The sequence below is a fragment of the Peribacillus sp. NPDC097284 genome (assembly GCF_044761765.1).
In the GTDB taxonomy this organism is placed as follows: Bacteria; Bacillota; Bacilli; order Bacillales; family DSM-1321; genus Peribacillus.
Genome location: NZ_JBIWCZ010000001.1, coordinates 109,955 through 128,755, shown reverse-complemented (window position 1 = coordinate 128,755; position 18,801 = coordinate 109,955). Strand labels below are relative to the sequence as shown.

The following is an 18,801-nucleotide window of genomic DNA, read 5'->3' as shown; positions in this document are numbered from 1 at the left end:
ATACGGATGCGACATTTATGCGGATGAAAGATGAACATATGAATAACGGACAACTAAAACCTGGTTATAATATTCAAATGGCAACGGAAAATCAATTCATTCTTTTTTATACGATACATCAGCGCCCAACTGATACTTTAAGCCCCATATAGAGGCACTGAAGAATACATCGCTACCATTCCATTCCCGAAAAACGTCATCGCAGATGCCGGCTATGGCAGTGAAGAAAACTATCTCTACTCTTTGGAAGAAGAATTTGAAGCTTTGATTCCTTACAATACTTTTTTAACGGAACAAAAACGGAGCTATAAAAAAGATATTCGTCATGCGAGTAACTGGGCATATGATGAACAAAAGGATGAATACACCTGTCCAAATAACCGTAAGGTTTTATTTAAGCGTTACTCGACCCGTACGGATAAAAATGGATTCACACGTGACTTTAAAATTTATGAATGTGAGGATTGTACGGATTGCCCATTAAAATCTCAATGTACAAAGGCGACAGGAAATCGCCAAGTGCATGTTAATCCAGTTTATGAAGAATTAAAAGCGAAAGCAAAAGTGAACCTTTGGTCTGAATCGAATGCACAACTTTACGCTCGACGAAAAATCGAGGTAGAGAGTGTTTTTGGTCATATCAAGGGCAATAGGTCGTTCCGTCGCTTTTCGCTTCGGGGCTTAGCGAAAGTCCAAACGGAGTTTGGCATCGTAGCCATGGCACATAATTTACTGAAGATAGCTGGATTACGTCAGCTACTTTCAGTAAATTATTATAAAAATAGAAAAACGGGTGAAGAAAAACAATTGTTTTTCTTCACCCGTTTTATTTTAGGGACTTATTAGACAGCCCCTTCTTCTACTAACGTCGATGCTCAACAAGGTCAATGACCCCTAATACAACATGTGCCAAACCGAAACCAAAAACGGTATTAGCAACCATCTTGTTTGAGCCACGGTTCTGCTTCATGGCATAACCTGCAGCAGTTACGGCAGTTCCTAACGCTGTTGGAATTAACCCTTCACGAACTTCCATCGTAAAATCCCTCCGCATCGGTTAGTAGTGGTATTCAGATAAAGAACACCATTTATATTGTTACCACAGCTTGACGTTATCATTCGGCTATACGGAAAAAGGAGAGATGAAATAATAAACTGAACTCAATGAAAAAATGGGTACTTGGTATATTTCTTTTTTATGCCGAAAGTAGTAAGATTTATAGCAACCATCTTTAACAGTTTATGTACCTGTATAAAATGTATGGGATGATGATCGTATAAGTGAAGCAAGAAAAGGAGTGGTTGAATTGATGCACTTCATCTGGATGATCGTAGCCCTTGTTTTATTTTTTGTGGTTATTGAATCAAGTGTGACTTTTTGGCTTAATCATGGAACAGATTCAGAATCGAAGGATTTTATCCATGCCATTCGAGAGAAAATCATCAAAAAGAGTGCCTCATAAAATAGAGAAGAGGATGCAGGTTCACTGCATCCTCTTATTAGTTTACTGATTAATTCTTTTTTCTTTTTCGATTTGCCACCAAACATGTCCATCTTCTGCTAAAAGCTCATCGGATGCTTTTGGTCCTGTCGAACCCGCTTCATAATTGGGGAAAGACGCTTCTTTCGTATTTTCCCAGGCATTCGAGATGGTATCGACAAACTTCCATGAAAGGGCGACCTCATCCCAATGTGTAAAGTTTGTGGCATCTCCACGCATGCTATCAAATAAAAGCTTTTCGTAAGCTTCAGGTGAATTGATATGTTCGATTCCTTTGTTGGAGACCGTCAACTTCACTGGCTTCGTATTCATCGTCGTTCCAGATTTCTTCACATTTAAGTAAAGGGAAATACCCTCTTCAGGTTGGATATGGATGACGAGAAGGTTTGGTTGCAAGGTTTCTTCGGTTTTGTAATAGAGATTCATTGGAATGTCCTTAAATTGAACAACGATCTTCGTCGATTTTACATCCATTCTTTTACCAGTACGGATATAAAAAGGAACACCCGCCCAGCGGAAGTTATCAATCATCAATTTACCTGCAACATAGGTTTCTGTATTAGATTCAGGATCGACATTCAATTCATCACGATAAGCAGGGAGTGTTTGTTCCCCTATTGTACCTGAGCCATATTGACCGCGGACGAAATATTTTTTGACTTCGTCCACTTTCATTTGCCGGAGTGACCGTAATGCTCGGACCTTTTCGCTACGGACTTCTTCTGTAGTCAAGGCAATCGGAGGTTCCATTGCAAGCAGGGCGACCATTTGCAATAAATGGTTTTGGACCATATCTCGTAAGGCGCCACTTGTTTCATAATAACGTCCCCGTTCCTCGACACCAAGTGTTTCACTTGAAGTAACTTGAATGTTGGAAATATAACGGTTATTCCATAGTGGTTCGAATAAGGCATTGGAAAAACGGATGACTTCGATGTTTTGTACCATTTCTTTGCCCAGATAATGGTCGATTCGATAAATTTCATCTTCAGCAAAAGCGGTACGTATTTGCTCATTCAAGATTTGTGCTGTTTCAAAACTGTGACCAAATGGTTTTTCGATGACAAGGCGTTTGTAACCCTTGGTATCGGTCAAGCCTTGGGCTTTTACCTGTTCGGCAATGGTTCCGAAAAACTCCGGTGCCATCGCTAAATAAAAGATACGATTGCCTTCCAAATCATACTGACCGTCTAAATTATCAGCAACCTGCTTTAATTGTAAATAGGACTCCGAACTAGTTACATCATGTGAATGATAGTGGAAATGGGAAACGAATTCATCGACCTTTTCTTCCGCATGTCCGAACGTCAGGATGGAGTCTTTTACACTTGCTTGAAACTCAATATTGGTTAATGGCCTTCTGGCGACACCCACCACTGCGAATTTATTGATTTTTTCTTTTTGAAATAATCGATATATCGAAGGAAACAGTTTTCGTTTCGCTAAATCTCCGGTAGCGCCAAAAATCATGATTAATGCTGTAGGTTTATTTTCTGTCATGTTAGAACCTCAACTTTCCGTAATTTCTATCTTAAGTTGGATATGTACTAATTCTTAATTTTACGGTTAGCTTTCCCTCAAAGCAATCTATTTGCGCATTTTTTCGTAATTTCATTAAAATCTTCAAAGAGGTCGAATTTTAAACGTTGAAAAATGAATCAGGGCCTCTGTTATGCTATAGTAAGGTATAAAGTTTTTGCAACGGAGGTAGGAATGTGGATTTTGTTTTTTTAGGAACGGGCGCTGGTGTTCCGGCAAAGGCGCGTAATGTGACGGCAATCGCCCTTCAATTATTAGAAGAACGGGGAAAAGTATGGCTTTTTGATTGCGGGGAAGCGACACAGCATCAAATTTTAAAAACGGCGGTTAAACCACGTAAAATTGAAAAGATTTTCATAACGCATTTGCATGGTGACCACATCTTCGGTCTTCCTGGTCTTTTAAGCAGCAGGTCTTTTCAGGGTGGAGTCGAAAAATTGACGGTGTACGGCCCAAAAGGCATTGATGCTTATATCACGACGAGTTTACAAGTGAGTGCCACTCATTTGAAATATCCATTGGAAATTATTGAAATTGAGGAAGGCGTCATATTCGAAGATGACCAGTTTACCGTGACCGCCCTGGAACTTGATCATGGCATTTATAGTGTCGGTTACCGAATCGTGGAAAAAGATCGGCAGGGGAGTTTACTGGTTGACCAGTTGCGTAAACAAGGAGTGCAACCGGGTCCCCTTTATAAAGCATTGAAAAATGGGGAATCGGTCCGTCTTGAAGATGGTCGGACCATTAATGGGAAAGACTATCTTAGTGCGCCGCAGAAAGGCAGGATTATTACGGTACTTGGTGATACTAGGGTTTGCGACAATGCCCTCGTCCTTGCCGACTCAGCTGATTATCTCATCCATGAAGCAACCTTTTCTGCGGAAGAAACGGAATTGGCAACGGCCTATTTCCATTCAACTACTATACAAGCGGCTGAAACTGCCAAAAAGGCGGGGGTTAAGCACCTTGTTTTAACACATATCTCCTCACGCTATACTCTTGAGGATGCAGAACGGTTAAAAGAGGAAAGTAGTGCAATCCTTTCGAATACAACCATGGCAGAAGATTTATTGTCGATTAAAATCCCTTTATATGTACAAGAATAGGGAAATCATTACGATTATTTGGTATAATAGTTCAATTGCTTATTGGATATAGGAGGGTGAAAAAATGACTGAACAAAATAATTTACATAACAAGGCGATGGATTTTCTTTTGAAAACAAGTCGTACTTTTTTTATCCCTATTAGTTACTTGCCATCAGGATTACAGGAAGCCATTGGTTCGGCATATCTTTGCATGCGGGCCATTGATGAAATTGAAGACCACCCGAATCTAGGTGCCGAAGATAAAATCGCCCTATTGCAGGCTGTTAGCAGCCTATTGAAAACCGATTATCGTAAAGAGGACATCCAGGCTGTTTTTGAACCATATAAGGATGTGCTTCCGGAAGTGACCTTGCAACTTGGAGATTGGATGGATTATTGTCCTCCAGGTGTGCTTGGTAAGGTCCTTGAGTCTACCAAGGAAATGGCTGAAGGCATGGCGAAGTGGGTTTCGAAGAATTGGCAAATACATGATAAGGAAGAGCTTGATGAGTATACCTATTATGTCGCTGGTTTAGTTGGGGTGATGCTCTCTGATATTTGGAAATGGTATGATGGAACAGATACGGATCGCAATCTTGCCATTGCATTTGGACAGGGCCTTCAAACGGTCAACATCCTACGGAACCGTGAAGAAGATGCAGAACGCGGCGTGAATTTTTATCCGAATGGATGGGGCTTCAAAGAGATGCTGAGCCATACAGAATATAATCTTGAATTGGCGGATAGGTACATTGAAGACATTGAGACAAAGGATATTGTCCATTTCTGTAAAATTCCTTTGGAATTGGCTAAAGCTACTTTGAAGGCGTTAAAAGAAGGAAAAGAAAAAATCGATCGGTCAACGGTTACCACTATCGTAAACCAGGTCGTCGATAATTAAGAAGAGCCAGCTACTGTATAAAGTTTATACAGTAGCTTTTTTATTACTTCATAAATGTAATTGTAAAATTCTAAAAATTTAAAAAATATATTGGAATAGTGGCAGTAAACGATTATAATTTAGTACATAAAAGCGGAAAAGTTGACTTCGTTAGAGAGACAGAATTTTAAAAAAGAGAAAAGCGGAGGAACATTATGAAAAAGAGATTATATTCAACGGCAGCCTTGACCTTGATTACTGGAATTTTACTTGCAGGGTGTGGAAATGAAAACGAGAAAGACTCGGCAAAAAACGAAAGTGATAAGGATGTTTTCAAAGTCGGAGTGACACAAATCGTTCAGCATGATTCTTTGGATCAAGCATATGAAGGGTTTCAGGCTGCTTTGAAGGATAGTGACATTAAAGCAAAATATGATCTCCAAATTGCTCAGGGCGATCAAAACAACAGCCAAACGATAGCGAATAACTTTGTCGGGGATAAAGTGGATTTGATTTTTGCTAACTCGACGCCAAGCGCTTTAAGTTCATTGAATGCGACTAAAGATATTCCAATCGTCTTCACTTCTGTAACTGATCCAGTAGCTGCGGAACTTGTTACGTCCATGGAGAAACCAGGTGGAAATGTGACAGGTACGACCGATTCTCATCCGGATGCCATCAAAAATTCCATGAAGTTCCTGGCAGAAGAGCTTGGAGCGAAAACAATAGGGACGGTTTACAATACGGGCGAACAAAATTCAGTCGTTCAAATTAAAAATGTGAAAGCGGAGGCAAAAAAAGCGGGCTTGAAAGTCGTGGAAGCATCCGTCTCGACTTCAGCCGAAGTTAAGCAGGCAACGGAATCGTTGATTGGAAAAGCGGATGCTTTCTATATCATTACGGATAATACAGTAGTTTCAGCGTTAGAATCGGTGATTTCGGTAGCGAATGACCAGGATATCCCCTTATTTGTCGGGGAACTTGATTCCGTGAATGCAGGCGGTTTCGCAGCATATGGCTTCAGTTACTATGATATTGGCTACGAAGCAGGCCAGAAAGCGGTAGAAATATTAAAAGATGATAAAAAACCAGGTGATATCGCGGTTCAATATCCTCAAAAACTAAAATTGGTGATTAATGAAACAGCTGCAAAGGAAATGGGTGTTGAAATAAAAGAAGAATGGAAAGCAAATGCTGAGTTTGTTAAATAAGCTTTTGCGTTATTCCAGGGAAGGAAGATAAAAATGCCAACAGCCATATTTAACTCTTTTGAATCTGGAATGATCTATGCGATCATGGCACTTGGAGTCTATTTGACATTCAGAATTCTCGATTTCCCGGACATGACGGTCGAAGGTAGCTTCGTGACAGGAGCTTCTGTCGCCGCTATTATGATCGTCAATGGTTTCTCGCCGATTATGGCCACGTTTTGCGCCATGCTTGCCGGATTTGTGGCAGGGACGATGACAGGGCTGCTGCATACAAAAGGGAAGATAAATCCGCTTCTTGCCGGTATTTTAATGATGATTGCGCTCTTTTCCATTAACTTAAGGATCATGGGGGCTTCGAACATTCCCTTGCTTTCTCAAACGACGATTATCACGAACATCTCAGAAGCATGGTCTCATACTGGTTTGGATCAAATGTTTAATGGGATTTTTTCAATCATTGGCCTTGGTGAAAGTTTGCCAAAAACATGGGGCATTCTCATTGTCATGTTTATTGTAGTAGTAATGATTCAACTGGGGATGTCCGCCTTTTTAAAAACGGATGTAGGCCTTGCGCTTCGGGCAACTGGTGACAATGAAGCGATGGTCAAGAGTTTTTCGGCTCATACAGGGAATATGAAGATATTAGGCCTTGCCATCGGGAATGCCTTAGTTGCTTTCTCTGGTGCTTTAGTTGCCCAGTACAATGGTTTTAGCGATATTGGGATGGGAATCGGGATCATCGTAATCGGTCTGGCCTCCGTCATCATCGGGGAAGCGTTATTTGGCGCAAAAACGATTGTACGCGCCACGCTAGCTGTCATTGGGGGAGCCATCATATATCGTATCGTCGTTACATTGGCGCTACGTGTAAAATTCCTTGATACGGGTGATGTGAAATTAATCACTGCGCTTATTGTAATCGGTGCCTTAGTCATCCCGCAAATTTCCGAAAAACAAAAAGAAAAAGGTCGTAAGAAAAAAAGACTCAAAGAATTGCAACTGCACCGTATCGAGCCTACAAAGGGGGAAGAGGAATTTGCTGCAGCTAAATCAGATTTATAAGGTCTTCAATGAAGGGACTCCGGATGAAAAGCTTGCCCTTGGCAATCTGGATTTACAGCTGTCAAAGGGTGAATTTGTAACGGTCATTGGCAGTAATGGTGCTGGGAAGTCCACGTTGATGAATATGATTTCCGGTAAGACCCTTCCCGATGCTGGTGATGTCATCATTGATGGCCAAAATGTATCATCGATTGAAGAACATAAGCGGGCTAAAATGATTGGGCGGGTTTTCCAGGATCCCATGCTCGGAACGGCCCCGCACATGACCATCGAAGAAAATATGGCCATCGCGTATGGCAGGACGAATCGAAGGGGTCTTGGTTTTGGGGTAACGAAAAGACGGAAAGAGCTTTTTAACGATAGCCTGAGTACACTCCATTTAGGATTGGAAAATCGCATGAATGCAAAAGTGGGGTTATTATCGGGAGGGGAGCGTCAGGCGTTATCGTTATTGATGGCGACCTTCACCAATCCGAAAATCCTGCTTCTCGATGAACATACAGCTGCTCTCGATCCATCCAGGGCAGAGCTTGTTACAAGCCTGACGAAGGAAATTGTTGAAAAGAACCGGTTAACTACATTGATGGTGACTCACAATATGCAGCAGGCCATCGATCTTGGTGATTCTTTAATCATGATGGATAAAGGCCAAATCATTTTCGAGGCAAGAGGCCCGAGAAAACAGGCACTGACTGTTGATAAGCTCTTGAATGAATTCCAGCGTATCAAGGGTGAAAAAATGCTAAATGACCGTGCGGTGTTGATATAAAGTGAAAGAGGCCTAGCGCTCAAGGTGAATGACCTTGGACCGAGGCCTCTTTTTTCGGCGGAATAGGAAGGGTTTACTATCGAGTGACTGAGTCTCGCCTTACGGAAGGCCAAGAGAACGGGTTGACTGCAGAGGACAGTGGACGTTCGGAGAGAATGCAAGGTCCTCCTGCTTAATCGCTATCAGCAGTGCTCCAAGGAGAATTGTCATCTTTTTTGGTTCCAAAAAAGTTTTTCATGAAGGACTTTTTCTTTGTTTTTTTAGCGGCGGCAGCTTCTTCGGTAGCGAGATAAAAATCTGCTGGTGGAATGGTGGCAGCTTCTAATGCTTCAATACGGGCTTCAAGTTTAGTGACGAGCTTATGCATGTCTTCCATTTCACTTCTATGCTGTAATAGTTGATAGGAAACAACGTCATCCGCTTTTGTTTTCAGACTTTTTTCTAGCCTGGAGACTCTTTCGTTTAGGTGATCTTGTCCTTTTTCCGACTCAATAGGTTGTTTAACAGTGGCCTTTCTGGTCTTCTTTTCTGAAATGCTCACCTTTTGTAAGACCACTCCCTCGTTCAGCTGGTCTTGGATTTTCCTCAATAAGTCAATATCTTCCTCCGAAAACTGGTAATGACCTAGCTGATTCCGTTCTACTTCCATGTTCAATTGAGTAACCCAGCGTTGAATGGTACTATGAGAAACGTTCAATAACTTGGCAACTGCACTTGTATTCATCTAGATTCCCCTCCTTTTGGTTGTAGAATTCTAGATAAAAGAAGCGATTCCTTTGCCGTTGACAAAACAAGTACTGATTCGCCAAAGATAGTGGATTTCCTACCTGTTTTTGCTGCCATGTCGATTTTATTTACCGGTACCGTCGTATTTCCAGTGGGTGTTCTTCCCGACGTAATATAATCATTTTGATGGGGAAAACGTATTTGCCAAGTAAGCTGGATAAGCGGGAAGGCGATTTAGAAATATTCCATTTGAAATATGGGTTAATTAATCAGGAAGAATGGATGACAGCTTCTCTTCGTTATCTTAGTCATGGCCATTTAGACACAATAGGCTGTTAACTCCCATTTGGGAGTCAACAGCCTGTTTACTTATTATTATTGGGGAACTACATATTTAGCCAGCTCTTTACTGATTTGATCTCCCATTCGCTTGGATTGCTCGGTGGCATCTTGAACACAGGAGATAAATGCTTCTTGTACCTGATGGGCTTGAAGTGCTTTCAGGCCAGCTTCCGTGGTCCCTCCCGGTGAAGTGACTTCTTTTCGCAGTACCGCTGGTGTTTTTGGCGATTTCTGCAGCATTTCGGCTGCACCGGTTAATGTCTGAAGGATTAATTGCTTTGCTGTTACGGCATCAAGGCCAATGGATTCCGCGGATCTTTCCAGAGCCTCGACCAGATAATAAATATAAGCGGGACCGCTTCCGGATAAGCCCGTTACGGCATCAAGCTGTGTTTCTTCGACGATGGCAACCGAGCCCACCGTTTCGAATAGTGTGATGGCCGTCTGCAATTGCGATTCAGTTGTATGTGCATTGGCCGACAGGGCAGTGGCTGACTGTCCGACGGCTGCCGATGTATTAGGCATAGCCCTTACGATGGCGACCGGTTTGGCTGCAATCCCTTCAAGGCTTACCGTATGGACCCCTGCCACAACGGAAATGATTAGCATATCTTCCCGGATGTATTCCTTTATGGATTGCATCGTGGTTAAAATATCTTTTGGCTTTACTGCAAGTACTACTATGTTCGCATTCTCTAGTAGTTGCGGAAGAGACCGTGTTGGGGTAACCCCATATTGTTCTGTTAGATAAGTGAATCGTTCATCATTTTTCTTGTTGGTCACAAAAATGTCAGCCGGGTTTATTACTTGCTGAGTGACCAAACCGGAAATGATTGCTTCGGCCATTGATCCAGCCCCGATAAAAGCTATTTTTTTCATTTCACTCACTCCTTTAATGCATACTAGTAACGGTCAGTTTTCCCAAATAAAATAAAAAAGACCCCTCATCCAATAAAGGACGAAAGGTCTGGCTTCCGTGGTACCACCTTTGTTCAACTCCTACAAAATAAAAAGGAAGTTGCACTTGAATCCGCTAACGTGGGATGAACGTCAGTTTTACTGAAGGCTCATAAGGTAGGTTCAATAATAGAGAGGACGGTGAAGCTTTTCAGCACATTTAAGAACTTCACTCTCTTTACGCCATCCATTATTTACTTGGCCTCAATCATAGCCGTGCCGTCTTTAATTACTTGTGATTATGAAGGATGCATGAGTACTCTGTCAATAGTAATATATGCTGAGCCTTAAAATATAGTCGTTAATTATGTGAAAATAATGACAATGTTCAGGATTATATGTAAAATAGTGATTACATACACAGTTTTCTAATAAAATAAGGAAATACCAAATTTTACGGATATATAAGCTTATTTAAATATAATATTAAGGTGGAAATAGACATGGTGAATTGGAATGGGGATATCGCAAAGCTTTCTCTGCCGACGCCGTTTGCAGTGGGCGATGTAAATGTTTACATAGTTAAAGGAGATGCCTTAACTTTAATTGATACGGGGGTTAAAACCGTACAATCAAAAGAGGCACTGAATGCTGGACTTGGGGAATTAGGGCTGCAACTATCTGATATTGAACAAATAATCTTGACGCATCATCATCCAGACCATGCTGGTGCACTCGATTTCTTCGATAAGAAAGTCCCGGTGTATGGTCATAAAAACAATCAGCGGTGGCTGACTCTAAGCGATGAGTTCCTTGACACCCATAATTCTTTCTTTCTAGACTTTGCAGGGAAATTGGGCGTGGCTGAAGAATTGAAACATAGATTGACCCATGACAAAGAAGAAATCCAATTCCTTAGTAAAAGGAACATGCAAGCACATTTGGCTGAGGGTGACGAACTTCCGGGCCTTCCAGGATGGCGAGTGATCGAGACTCCTGGTCATGCGCAAAGCCATGTTTCCTTTTATCGGGAGAGTGACGGCTTAATGATTGCAGGAGACCACTTACTTGCAAGAATTTCGCCTAATCCATTAATGGAGCCACCCTTGATTGTGGGTGGCGTTCGTCAACGGCCATTGCTTCAATACAATGCCTCCCTTCAAAAACTATTAGACTTTCCGATTTCTAAGGTTTATTCAGGACATGGGGGAGAAATTGATGGAGAGAAAGTGTCCGATTTGATTCGATATAGATTTGAACGACAGCATAATCGGGCCATGCAGGTGAAAAGCATGCTCCAAGAAAAACCTTTAACGGGATTTGAAGTGTGTCAGCGTCTCTTCCCAAAAGTTTATCGTCAGGAAGTCGACTTGACACTCTCGGAAACGGTCGGTCAGTTGGATTATCTGGAGGATTTGGGTGAAATCGAATTGGAAATGCAATCGGGTGTCATTTTATATTCAAGTGCGACGACAGTTTCTAAGGGGATAATCTATTGAGTAAATTAAGCAGGAAAGTCATTGTCATTACCGGGGCTTCGGGAGGAATTGGAAAGGAAATTGCGATTCAATCTGCCCGACTTGGGGCAAGACTCGTTCTTTTGGCAAGGAGCCTGGATAAATTGCAGACTCTGAAGGAGAGCCTGACCAGCCAATACGGGGTCGATGTTTTTGTATGGAAGTTGGATGTTTCCGATACAGAACAAGTGGAAAGGGTCTTCGTTGACATCCACGACCAGGTCGGCACCGTGGATGTGTTGGTCAATAATGCCGGGCACGGCACGTTTAAAGAAGTCCTTGATACGGATTTAGAAGAGAGTAAAGGGATGTTTGCTGTCAATGTAATCGGCTTGATGGCCTGTACGAAGTTTGTGCTTCCACATATGAAGCGCAAACAAGCGGGCCACATCATTAATATTGCGTCACAGGCAGGGAAAATTGCAACACCTAAGTCCACACTTTATTCAGCCACTAAATTCGCGGTGCTTGGTTATTCGAATGCTCTCCGGCTTGAATTGATGGAAGACAACATTCATGTGACCACCGTCAATCCTGGGCCAATCGAAACCAACTTTTTTACTATAGCGGATGAATCCGGGACATATATGAAGGGCATTAAGAAATTCATGCTTAAGCCTGAGGATGTAGCAGCCAAAATCGTTGCTGCCATGCTAACTAATAAACGGGAAGTCAATCTGCCCGCCTGGATGAATATGGTGAGTAAGTTTTATACCTTGTTTCCAAGAATCACTGAGACCGTTGGGAAAAAAGCATTTTTTAAAAAATAGATACTTCTAAATATAAGTGAAGATTACTATTTTAATAAGAAATTAAGGGGAGTGTCATCTGACATTCCCTTTTTTTTGAATTTATTTGGATCAACTTTCCATTTTATGTAACCATTTCATTGGTAAATTCGTCTGTTTTATAGGAGGGATTTTGTATGAAGCTCGTTATGGGAAAGTCTTTTATCTTTTTATTCCTTTTTTTCATTCTGGGAAGCTGTCAATCCTTCTCTGAAGAGCAACCCCATAAGTCCATTGGCAAGGGAGAAGAAGGATTCATTACAGATTTAGATGATAAGCGGATTCTGATAAAAGGGACGTATTACAAGGTGAAAAATCATACGTATATACAAGATGAACATGGGGCAAAGCTCAGTTATTCAGACTTGGCAATCGGGATGAAAGTTAAACCATGGTACGGTGGAGAGGTCGAAGAATCATTTCCTTCGAAAGCGGATGCAGAATTGATACGGATTTTAAAGGATGAAGAGAGTCTAGAAGAGCAAAAGGCCGTAACTGCTGCACTTGAGCATGTGACTAAAGCTCCTAGTCAGCGTTTCATGGTTCTTGAAATCATTCATTTTCCTTCCGAGCATGTATACAATATTGAAATGATGAATCGCTCCAACTTGGACGCATCATTTACTGTGACCGTAGACGATTCTACTGAAGAAATCTTATATCTAAAATAATAACAGGGCAGAATCAAATAGATTCTGCCCTGCTTCGTTTTAGTCTTATGTTTTTTTATAAAGTTTTTGCACCCAGGTATTTTGGCGCCCAATAGGAGTTATTCATATCGGTGATGGTAATTCCTTTAGAAGAGGAAGCATGAATGAACTGATTGTTTCCAATGTAGATTCCAGCATGGGAAACACCCGTCTTTCCAGAAGAAGTATCAAAGAATACAAGATCGCCTTTTGATGGCGATGATACTTTCAATCCGGTATTCGCATAAAGCTGGGATGTTGTCCGTGGTAGGGTAATTCCTTGTGATTTTTGGAATACATAATAGATGAACCCCGAACAGTCAAATCCTGCTGGTGTCGTGCCAGCCCATTTGTATGGTGAGCCTATCAATGTTTTTGCATAATTAATCATGCTTGTATTATTGACATTATAAACACCGAGCGCATTGAAGGTATTTCTTCCTGCAATCCCATCGGCAGTCAATCCTTTAGCTTTTTGAAAGTTTTTTACGGCAGTTGTTGAATAGGCTCCGTAGTAAGTAGTCAGTGAACCAGTATATGTGAAATAACCTTTAGTTTTTAATAGGGTTTGTAGTTGTTTGACATCACTATGTGTCATTCCGGGTCTGAGGGTTTGATCTCCAATATTTGCAAACGCCTGAAGTGGGGTCAGCATTAATGCAGAAGCAACAGCAGCTGAGGCAATCCATTTCTTCATGTATCTCATTTCCTCTCTCTATCTCTCTATTCTTCTTTAACAATATTATCCTACAATACCATTGTGACAATCAAACCAGTTTTTGATTACATTTTCATTACAAAAAATAAGTAATAATACTTAGTGAAAAAACATAGAAAACGTTTTTCTTGAATAGTAAAAGGGTTAAAAGCCACGGTTCCCATTTTGGGCAAGATACCAACTAATTATATTTGTGAAAACTAGTTGGATATAATGGATTACTTTTAAAATAAAGGATTTTTATGGGTATTTAAAAGAGTCCCATAAAAAGGTGGAAATTTGTCATGAAACTTCCATTGAATGCGAACGTTTATTCGTTTAGAATGAGGGATATAATATAAAAGCGAACATATATTCTATGTAGGGTGAAGAAAAAATGGATTATAGCATGATGCCGAAACAATCAATTATGTGTATTGATATGAAAAGTTTTTATGCTAGCTGCTCAGCGGTCATGCATGGATTGGATCCGCTCGAATGTTATTTGGCAGTGGTGGGTGATAAGAATAGGGAGGGGAGCATTGTGCTTGCGGCTTCTCCAAAGCTAAAGAAGGAATTCGGTATAAAAACAGGTTCTCGGAAGTTTGAGATACCGAAAGATCCGCGCATTCTAGTCGTTGAACCCAAAATGGCCACTTATTTGAGAGTTTCGACGGAGATTACGCGCTTGTTTCACCGCTATGTTCCAAAAGAAGCGATTCATGTATACAGTGTGGACGAAAGTTTTTTGAAAGTTGATGGAGCGGCTTCTTTATGGGGGGATGCCTGGAATATTGCCAGGAAAATAAAAGATGACATTGAAAGGGAATTACAGATTCCAAGTGCAATCGGGATTGGGCCGAACATGCTGATGGCGAAGCTTTCTCTTGATCTCGAGGCCAAACATACAGGAATAGCTGAGTGGACATATGAAGACGTACCAGCTAAGCTTTGGCCGATTTCTCCGCTTCGTGAAATGTGGGGGATAGGAAGGAGGGTGGAAAAGACCCTTCATGGCATGGGAATATTCACTGTCGGGCAACTTGCCAATTATGACCTTCAATTGCTTGAAGCGAAGTTCGGGATTATGGGCAATCAGCTTTATCATCATGCCTGGGGAATCGATTTGTCAGATCTCGGGGCGCCGATCATCGAGGGGCAGGTCAGCTTTGGTAAAAGTCAGATTTTACTCCGTGATTACAAGGAAGAACACGAGATCAAGCAGGTTATGGTAGAAATTTGTGAGGAAGTCGGAAGAAGGGCTCGTACCCATAGGAAGGCTGGACGGACGATCAGTCTGAGCATTGGTTATAGTAAGGATGAGTTTGGCGGTGGGTTTCATCGCTCCCGTTCGATTGAGGAACCGACAAATATCACAATGGAATTGTATAAAGTCTGTCTTGAACTTTTTCATGAAAACTATCATAAGCAAAAAACGGTTCGTAGCGTTTCGGTCACACTCTCGAATATTGTGGATGATAATGAGATGCAGCTGACTTTATTTGATGCTTCACGGTGGAAAAAGCGGGAATTGAGTTATACCGTTGACCGCATTCGACATAAATATGGTTCAAAATCACTGTTGCGCGCGGTTTCGTATACGAAAGCCGGGACGGCCGTTTATAGAAGCGGATTGCTTGGCGGGCATAAGGCTTGACAAAGTCGTCAGAGGAGGAAAAAAGAATGATTCATGATCGGGGGCGTATCAAATGGACATCCATGATGCTACCGGAGCATGTGAAGATGTTGCGGGATTGGGTGGCGGAGGATAGCCATGAAGCAAGACGCATTCTCGATGAACAGCAGTTTGAAGAAATGAATGCTGTGATGGGGGAAGCGATGGAAGAAGGTAGAGAGGTCACGATTGCCTATTATGACAGAACCCGATACCAGCTTTTAATCGGAAGCATTCATTATTATGATGAATGCTTGCAAAGACTTCATATTATTGACCATTTTCAGCAACCACATTATATTCAACTTTCCCATATAGCGGATGTAAGATTGATGCAATAAGAATGGTGGGATTATCCCCATGGATGCACAAGAGTGCGGGAAAAGGACAGGGGTCCTTTCATCGTTTATAATGGGGGAATGGAACGAATAGGGGGAAATGAGATGTACATTGAATGGACAGATAGAGCAGCCGAAAAACTTTCCGATAAAATACAGGGAAAAGAAGGACATTTACAGTTGAAATATGATACAGATGGCTGTGGTTGCGTAGTAAGTGGCGTGACAGCTCTTTGGCTCGTTGACGAGCTTGAGGAGGATAATCAAAAAGTGGAAACCAATGGAATTCCCCTTTATGTCGAAAAATCTAAAATGATTTTTCTCGATGATATCATGACAATAGACTTTGTGGTCGAAGCAAACTGCTTTCAGCTAAAAAGCCCGAATCAAATCTTGAATCCAAGGATGAGTTACTTTAATAAACTCTAAAAAAAGCAAAGGGAGAATCCCGATAGTCGTGAGATTCTCCCTTTGTCTATTTCAATACAAGCTGTTCGAGAAATTGGTCGATCCGTTCCTCATATTCCTTGGGATTAGCATTATATGATTGTGCGTGAGCCCCGTTTTTTGCGAGGTAAAGTTGTTTTGGTCCTTTTTTTGCTTCATATAATTCAAGTGTCATGGAAGCGGGAATGAAAGTATCAGGTTCACTATGAATGAACAGCACTGGTTTTTCGATAGTACTAATGAAATCTATCGGTGATACTTCGTTCGTCCAATATCCATCACGAAGTTTGATGAACATGCGCCCAAGTGGAAAGATGCTCCAGGTTGGAAAAGGGATTTCCATACCGATTTGATGTTGAATTTGCTTTTCAAAATTGGAAAATGGACAATCGGCAATATAAAAATCTGCTCCATCTTCAAGCATGCCCGCATATAGAAGAAGGGTCACAGCCCCCATGGATTCACCATGAATGCCGAAGAAAAGATCTGAACCTTTACGTTTTTTTAACTCGTCAATCACGGCTTTCAAGTCGAATTTTTCATAATGTCCATAGCTGCTTGTTTTCCCACCGGAGTCTCCATGACGACGGTGATCATAGATGACCGCATTGAATCCACGCTTAAGGAAAATGTTCATGTACTTGATCGAGTTCGTTTTATTTTCTGTCACGCCGTGAGCAATAATGATCCACTTATTCGTAGGATGCGGTTCAATAAACATGCATTTCAAGGAATACCCAGATGGAGAAGGTACCCAGATTTCGCTTTTAGGCAGGGTATCAAAATCCTCTTGAATGAACCGTTTAGCCAAGACTTCACGATCTTTGATGAAATCATCTTCCTTCTTCTTCATGTACATGAGCCGATTAGAAAAATAAATACCGATGCCGACCATATACGTCAAGATGCCGGCAATTGCGAGACCCCATTTTTTCATGGTGAACCTCCTTGTTTTTAGTTTATTTTACCATGTTGAAAAATAAGAAAATACTGTTAAGAAATCGTCACGGGTAAAACCGGAGTCATGGTATAATAATGTATAATGTCAGGGGGTTTTAAGGATGAAAAAGAAACAGCCGCGCAATCAAAATCAAAGTAAAAAGCAAGATAAAGAAGCATCGTCATCATTGAAACTTGGTGATATGCTCAATCAAGATATCATGTCGCAGCTTCGCCAAAAACAAAAAGAATTAAACGATGCGGAACAAGAGAAGAGAGCAGCAGAAGAAGAAAAGAAACGTCAAGAAAGAAAACAGCGTGAGAAAAATAAATCATTCGAAGAGCTGTTGGGTGAAAGTGATCTTAACTGGAAAAACTATAAATGATTTTAATGAAATCGGGATGTTTATTATGACCCGACCAAAAAAACGATAAATGGAAAGCATCTTCGTTGGTACCCATGTACTTATAACGGGGATGTTTTTGTATGAGGAAAATGACATGGAACAAATTAAATTCCTTCGTAATTCTGTTTGGATGGCCGAATCGCTTTATTTTATAAAGCATAACGATTATATTAAAAGTAAGTTTGATAGGTACCCGCTTATCGAATGGACTACTATTAGTTGGTGATGAAATGGAAAAAAGAATAGAATCTGTACTGGAAAATCAACTATGCTTCCTTCTATATGCAAATTCGAGGGAAATGACCAAGAAGTATAAACCACTACTTACCAAACTTAACGTAACGTATCCTCAATATCTCGTTCTGCTTTTACTATGGGAGCAAGACACGCTTACAGTGAAGAAATTAGGGGAGTTACTTGCACTTGATTCAGGAACGCTCACTCCCATGTTGAAACGGATGGAGCAGAATGGGCTCATTGTTCGTGAACGGTCCACTAAAGATGAAAGGTCTGTCATGATTCAGCTGACTCGAAAGGGACTTGATTTAAGGGAAGAAGCCTGTTTCATTCCTGAACGCATTTCGGATATGTCCGGTGAAGATAAGCAAGTGGTTGAGGATTTGAAAGCGTCGCTGCTTCAACTATTAAAAACCTTGCAAGCACTTTGAAGGAATAGAAAAACGCCTGGGTTCACTTCAAACCCAAGCGTTTTTTTGTGAAATTGCTTTATTCTACTTCAATTTCAATGGCAACATCCACATTGCCGTTGATTGCTTTTGAATAAGGGCACATTTGGTGAGCTTTATGAACGAAAGTTTCAAATGAATTTTTATCGATTCCTGATCCCTTTACGACTAATGTTACAGCCAAGCTGTATTGATGCATATCACCCATCAATAAACTGACATTGGCTGTGACGTTTGAAGTAAATGTAGCACCTTCAATCTTTCCAACCGATTGTAAAGCACTATCAAAACAAGCAGCATATCCTGCTGCAAAAAGCTGTTCAGGATTAGAAGCTTCAGGCATCTGTTTAGCCCTTGGCGTTCCGGGCATTGCAATATCAACCGTAAAGTTTCCATCAGCTGAAATGGCCGTTCCTTCTCTTCCACCATCAACCGTTACGGACGTCGTAAATAGTGTTTTTGTCATTGTTTATCTCCCCAATCTTTTCATTTAGATTGTGCACAATTGAATTTTATAATATTAATTAAGAAATAGCAACAGAAAAGATCTTAGAAAGAACTCACCCTACACTTTTGCAGCTGAGTTATTTAAAAGTGTA

Annotated in this window: 23 protein-coding genes; 16 read left to right on the top strand and 7 right to left on the bottom strand. The window is 41.1% G+C overall.

What is annotated here, in order from left to right; translation table 11 throughout:
• Nucleotides 1-168: 168 nt before the first annotated feature.
• The gene (locus tag ACIQXU_RS00705; RefSeq protein WP_483878349.1) at nt 169-846 is read left to right on the top strand and encodes a transposase; all 678 of its coding nucleotides are present in this window, start codon (nt 169-171) and stop codon (nt 844-846) included.
• Nucleotides 847-862: 16 nt separating this feature from the next.
• Here ACIQXU_RS00705 and ACIQXU_RS00700 read toward each other — a convergent pair whose 3' ends face one another.
• The gene (locus ACIQXU_RS00700) at nt 863-1,036 is read right to left on the bottom strand and encodes an asparagine synthase (RefSeq protein ID WP_402869352.1); all 174 of its coding nucleotides are present in this window, start codon (nt 1,034-1,036) and stop codon (nt 863-865) included.
• A 271-nt stretch (nt 1,037-1,307) separates the two neighbouring features.
• On the opposite strand from ACIQXU_RS00700, the gene ACIQXU_RS00695 reads away from it, so the two are divergent.
• Nucleotides 1,308-1,463 (top strand): hypothetical protein, encoded by a 156-nt coding sequence (locus ACIQXU_RS00695; RefSeq protein WP_402986157.1) that lies wholly within the window; start codon nt 1,308-1,310, stop codon nt 1,461-1,463.
• Between the two features lie 42 nt (nt 1,464-1,505).
• Here the strand turns inward: ACIQXU_RS00695 and zwf are convergent, their stop codons facing one another.
• Nucleotides 1,506-3,002, bottom strand: a complete 1,497-nt coding sequence (gene zwf, locus ACIQXU_RS00690; RefSeq protein ID WP_402986155.1) for a glucose-6-phosphate dehydrogenase — start codon at nt 3,000-3,002, stop codon at nt 1,506-1,508.
• 215 nt (nt 3,003-3,217) lie between these two features.
• Between zwf and rnz the strand changes: the two genes are divergently transcribed.
• From rnz to ACIQXU_RS00665, 5 genes are all read left to right on the top strand, one after another.
• Nucleotides 3,218-4,150: a ribonuclease Z gene (gene rnz / locus ACIQXU_RS00685; RefSeq protein WP_402986153.1), complete on the top strand. Its 933-nt coding sequence runs from the start codon at nt 3,218-3,220 to the stop codon at nt 4,148-4,150.
• A 64-nt stretch (nt 4,151-4,214) separates the two neighbouring features.
• Entirely contained in the window at nt 4,215-5,033 is an 819-nt protein-coding gene (locus ACIQXU_RS00680; protein ID WP_402869344.1) for a squalene/phytoene synthase family protein, read from the top strand.
• A gap of 194 nt (nt 5,034-5,227) precedes the next feature.
• Nucleotides 5,228-6,223 carry an ABC transporter substrate-binding protein gene (locus ACIQXU_RS00675; RefSeq protein WP_402986151.1) on the top strand — a complete coding sequence of 332 codons (996 nt, stop codon included), beginning with the start codon at nt 5,228-5,230 and terminating at the stop codon, nt 6,221-6,223.
• Between the two features lie 33 nt (nt 6,224-6,256).
• Nucleotides 6,257-7,285: an ABC transporter permease gene (locus ACIQXU_RS00670; RefSeq protein WP_402956603.1), complete on the top strand. Its 1,029-nt coding sequence runs from the start codon at nt 6,257-6,259 to the stop codon at nt 7,283-7,285.
• The gene (locus tag ACIQXU_RS00665) at nt 7,260-8,054 is read left to right on the top strand and encodes an ABC transporter ATP-binding protein (RefSeq protein ID WP_402986149.1); all 795 of its coding nucleotides are present in this window, start codon (nt 7,260-7,262) and stop codon (nt 8,052-8,054) included. The genes ACIQXU_RS00670 and ACIQXU_RS00665 overlap by 26 nt, the downstream gene beginning before the upstream one ends.
• A 172-nt stretch (nt 8,055-8,226) precedes the next feature.
• Here ACIQXU_RS00665 and ACIQXU_RS00660 read toward each other — a convergent pair whose 3' ends face one another.
• On the bottom strand, nt 8,227-8,778 hold the full coding sequence (locus tag ACIQXU_RS00660; RefSeq protein ID WP_402869337.1) for a MerR family transcriptional regulator: 552 nt from the start codon (nt 8,776-8,778) through the stop codon (nt 8,227-8,229).
• 203 nt (nt 8,779-8,981) lie between these two features.
• On the opposite strand from ACIQXU_RS00660, the gene ACIQXU_RS00655 reads away from it, so the two are divergent.
• Nucleotides 8,982-9,119, top strand: coding sequence for a hypothetical protein (locus tag ACIQXU_RS00655; RefSeq protein ID WP_402986147.1), 138 nt, complete (start codon nt 8,982-8,984; stop codon nt 9,117-9,119).
• Between the two features lie 36 nt (nt 9,120-9,155).
• Here the strand turns inward: ACIQXU_RS00655 and proC are convergent, their stop codons facing one another.
• Nucleotides 9,156-10,001: a pyrroline-5-carboxylate reductase gene (gene proC / locus ACIQXU_RS00650; protein ID WP_402986145.1), complete on the bottom strand. Its 846-nt coding sequence runs from the start codon at nt 9,999-10,001 to the stop codon at nt 9,156-9,158.
• Between the two features lie 521 nt (nt 10,002-10,522).
• Here proC and ACIQXU_RS00645 point away from each other — a divergent pair.
• The 3 genes from ACIQXU_RS00645 to ACIQXU_RS00635 all read left to right on the top strand — a co-directional run bounded on the left by ACIQXU_RS00645 (nt 10,523) and on the right by ACIQXU_RS00635 (nt 12,995).
• On the top strand, nt 10,523-11,518 hold the full coding sequence (locus tag ACIQXU_RS00645) for an MBL fold metallo-hydrolase (protein WP_402869333.1): 996 nt from the start codon (nt 10,523-10,525) through the stop codon (nt 11,516-11,518).
• Nucleotides 11,515-12,306 carry an SDR family NAD(P)-dependent oxidoreductase gene (locus tag ACIQXU_RS00640; RefSeq protein ID WP_402986143.1) on the top strand — a complete coding sequence of 264 codons (792 nt, stop codon included), beginning with the start codon at nt 11,515-11,517 and terminating at the stop codon, nt 12,304-12,306. Before ACIQXU_RS00645 ends, ACIQXU_RS00640 begins: the two co-directional genes overlap by 4 nt.
• 155 nt (nt 12,307-12,461) lie before the next feature.
• The gene (locus ACIQXU_RS00635) at nt 12,462-12,995 is read left to right on the top strand and encodes a DUF3221 domain-containing protein (RefSeq protein ID WP_402869330.1); all 534 of its coding nucleotides are present in this window, start codon (nt 12,462-12,464) and stop codon (nt 12,993-12,995) included.
• A 55-nt stretch (nt 12,996-13,050) separates the two neighbouring features.
• Here ACIQXU_RS00635 and ACIQXU_RS00630 read toward each other — a convergent pair whose 3' ends face one another.
• Complete coding sequence (locus ACIQXU_RS00630) at nt 13,051-13,710, bottom strand: C40 family peptidase (protein ID WP_402986141.1); 660 nt, start codon at nt 13,708-13,710, stop codon at nt 13,051-13,053.
• A 397-nt stretch (nt 13,711-14,107) separates the two neighbouring features.
• Between ACIQXU_RS00630 and ACIQXU_RS00625 the strand changes: the two genes are divergently transcribed.
• The 3 genes from ACIQXU_RS00625 (at nt 14,108) to ACIQXU_RS00615 (ending at nt 16,152) form a co-directional block, all read left to right on the top strand.
• On the top strand, nt 14,108-15,367 hold the full coding sequence (locus ACIQXU_RS00625) for a Y-family DNA polymerase (RefSeq protein WP_402986139.1): 1,260 nt from the start codon (nt 14,108-14,110) through the stop codon (nt 15,365-15,367).
• A gap of 26 nt (nt 15,368-15,393) precedes the next feature.
• On the top strand, nt 15,394-15,726 hold the full coding sequence (locus ACIQXU_RS00620) for a YolD-like family protein (protein WP_402986137.1): 333 nt from the start codon (nt 15,394-15,396) through the stop codon (nt 15,724-15,726).
• A 102-nt stretch (nt 15,727-15,828) separates the two neighbouring features.
• A complete protein-coding gene (locus ACIQXU_RS00615) occupies nt 15,829-16,152 on the top strand; it encodes an iron-sulfur cluster biosynthesis family protein (RefSeq protein ID WP_402869323.1) in 324 nt (107 codons plus the stop codon).
• 46 nt (nt 16,153-16,198) lie between these two features.
• Here ACIQXU_RS00615 and ACIQXU_RS00610 read toward each other — a convergent pair whose 3' ends face one another.
• Nucleotides 16,199-17,107 carry an alpha/beta hydrolase gene (locus ACIQXU_RS00610; RefSeq protein ID WP_402986135.1) on the bottom strand — a complete coding sequence of 303 codons (909 nt, stop codon included), beginning with the start codon at nt 17,105-17,107 and terminating at the stop codon, nt 16,199-16,201.
• A gap of 124 nt (nt 17,108-17,231) precedes the next feature.
• Here ACIQXU_RS00610 and ACIQXU_RS00605 point away from each other — a divergent pair, with 124 nt between their 5' ends.
• Both ACIQXU_RS00605 and ACIQXU_RS00600 read left to right on the top strand, forming a co-directional pair.
• Nucleotides 17,232-17,495 (top strand): YqkE family protein, encoded by a 264-nt coding sequence (locus tag ACIQXU_RS00605; protein WP_402986133.1) that lies wholly within the window; start codon nt 17,232-17,234, stop codon nt 17,493-17,495.
• A 251-nt stretch (nt 17,496-17,746) separates the two neighbouring features.
• Nucleotides 17,747-18,184: a MarR family winged helix-turn-helix transcriptional regulator gene (locus tag ACIQXU_RS00600; RefSeq protein ID WP_402869313.1), complete on the top strand. Its 438-nt coding sequence runs from the start codon at nt 17,747-17,749 to the stop codon at nt 18,182-18,184.
• Between the two features lie 58 nt (nt 18,185-18,242).
• Here ACIQXU_RS00600 and ACIQXU_RS00595 read toward each other — a convergent pair whose 3' ends face one another.
• Complete coding sequence (locus ACIQXU_RS00595; RefSeq protein WP_402869311.1) at nt 18,243-18,668, bottom strand: Ohr family peroxiredoxin; 426 nt, start codon at nt 18,666-18,668, stop codon at nt 18,243-18,245.
• Between the last annotated feature and the right edge of the window lie 133 nt (nt 18,669-18,801).

What these genes read in the sequence shown, in the direction of transcription:
- ACIQXU_RS00700 (WP_402869352.1), bottom strand. Translation starts at nt 1,036, where the DNA reads ATGGAAGTTCGTGAAGGGTTAATTCCAACAGCGTTAGGAACTGCCGTA.
- zwf (WP_402986155.1), bottom strand. Translation starts at nt 3,002, where the DNA reads ATGACAGAAAATAAACCTACAGCATTAATCATGATTTTTGGCGCTACC.
- ACIQXU_RS00680 (WP_402869344.1), top strand. Translation starts at nt 4,215, where the DNA reads ATGACTGAACAAAATAATTTACATAACAAGGCGATGGATTTTCTTTTG.
- ACIQXU_RS00675 (WP_402986151.1), top strand. Translation starts at nt 5,228, where the DNA reads ATGAAAAAGAGATTATATTCAACGGCAGCCTTGACCTTGATTACTGGA.
- ACIQXU_RS00670 (WP_402956603.1), top strand. Translation starts at nt 6,257, where the DNA reads ATGCCAACAGCCATATTTAACTCTTTTGAATCTGGAATGATCTATGCG.
- ACIQXU_RS00660 (WP_402869337.1), bottom strand. Translation starts at nt 8,778, where the DNA reads ATGAATACAAGTGCAGTTGCCAAGTTATTGAACGTTTCTCATAGTACC.
- proC (WP_402986145.1), bottom strand. Translation starts at nt 10,001, where the DNA reads ATGAAAAAAATAGCTTTTATCGGGGCTGGATCAATGGCCGAAGCAATC.
- ACIQXU_RS00645 (WP_402869333.1), top strand. Translation starts at nt 10,523, where the DNA reads ATGGTGAATTGGAATGGGGATATCGCAAAGCTTTCTCTGCCGACGCCG.
- ACIQXU_RS00635 (WP_402869330.1), top strand. Translation starts at nt 12,462, where the DNA reads ATGAAGCTCGTTATGGGAAAGTCTTTTATCTTTTTATTCCTTTTTTTC.
- ACIQXU_RS00630 (WP_402986141.1), bottom strand. Translation starts at nt 13,710, where the DNA reads ATGAAGAAATGGATTGCCTCAGCTGCTGTTGCTTCTGCATTAATGCTG.
- ACIQXU_RS00625 (WP_402986139.1), top strand. Translation starts at nt 14,108, where the DNA reads ATGGATTATAGCATGATGCCGAAACAATCAATTATGTGTATTGATATG.
- ACIQXU_RS00620 (WP_402986137.1), top strand. Translation starts at nt 15,394, where the DNA reads ATGATTCATGATCGGGGGCGTATCAAATGGACATCCATGATGCTACCG.
- ACIQXU_RS00615 (WP_402869323.1), top strand. Translation starts at nt 15,829, where the DNA reads ATGTACATTGAATGGACAGATAGAGCAGCCGAAAAACTTTCCGATAAA.
- ACIQXU_RS00610 (WP_402986135.1), bottom strand. Translation starts at nt 17,107, where the DNA reads ATGAAAAAATGGGGTCTCGCAATTGCCGGCATCTTGACGTATATGGTC.
- ACIQXU_RS00605 (WP_402986133.1), top strand. Translation starts at nt 17,232, where the DNA reads ATGAAAAAGAAACAGCCGCGCAATCAAAATCAAAGTAAAAAGCAAGAT.
- ACIQXU_RS00600 (WP_402869313.1), top strand. Translation starts at nt 17,747, where the DNA reads ATGGAAAAAAGAATAGAATCTGTACTGGAAAATCAACTATGCTTCCTT.
- ACIQXU_RS00595 (WP_402869311.1), bottom strand. Translation starts at nt 18,668, where the DNA reads ATGACAAAAACACTATTTACGACGTCCGTAACGGTTGATGGTGGAAGA.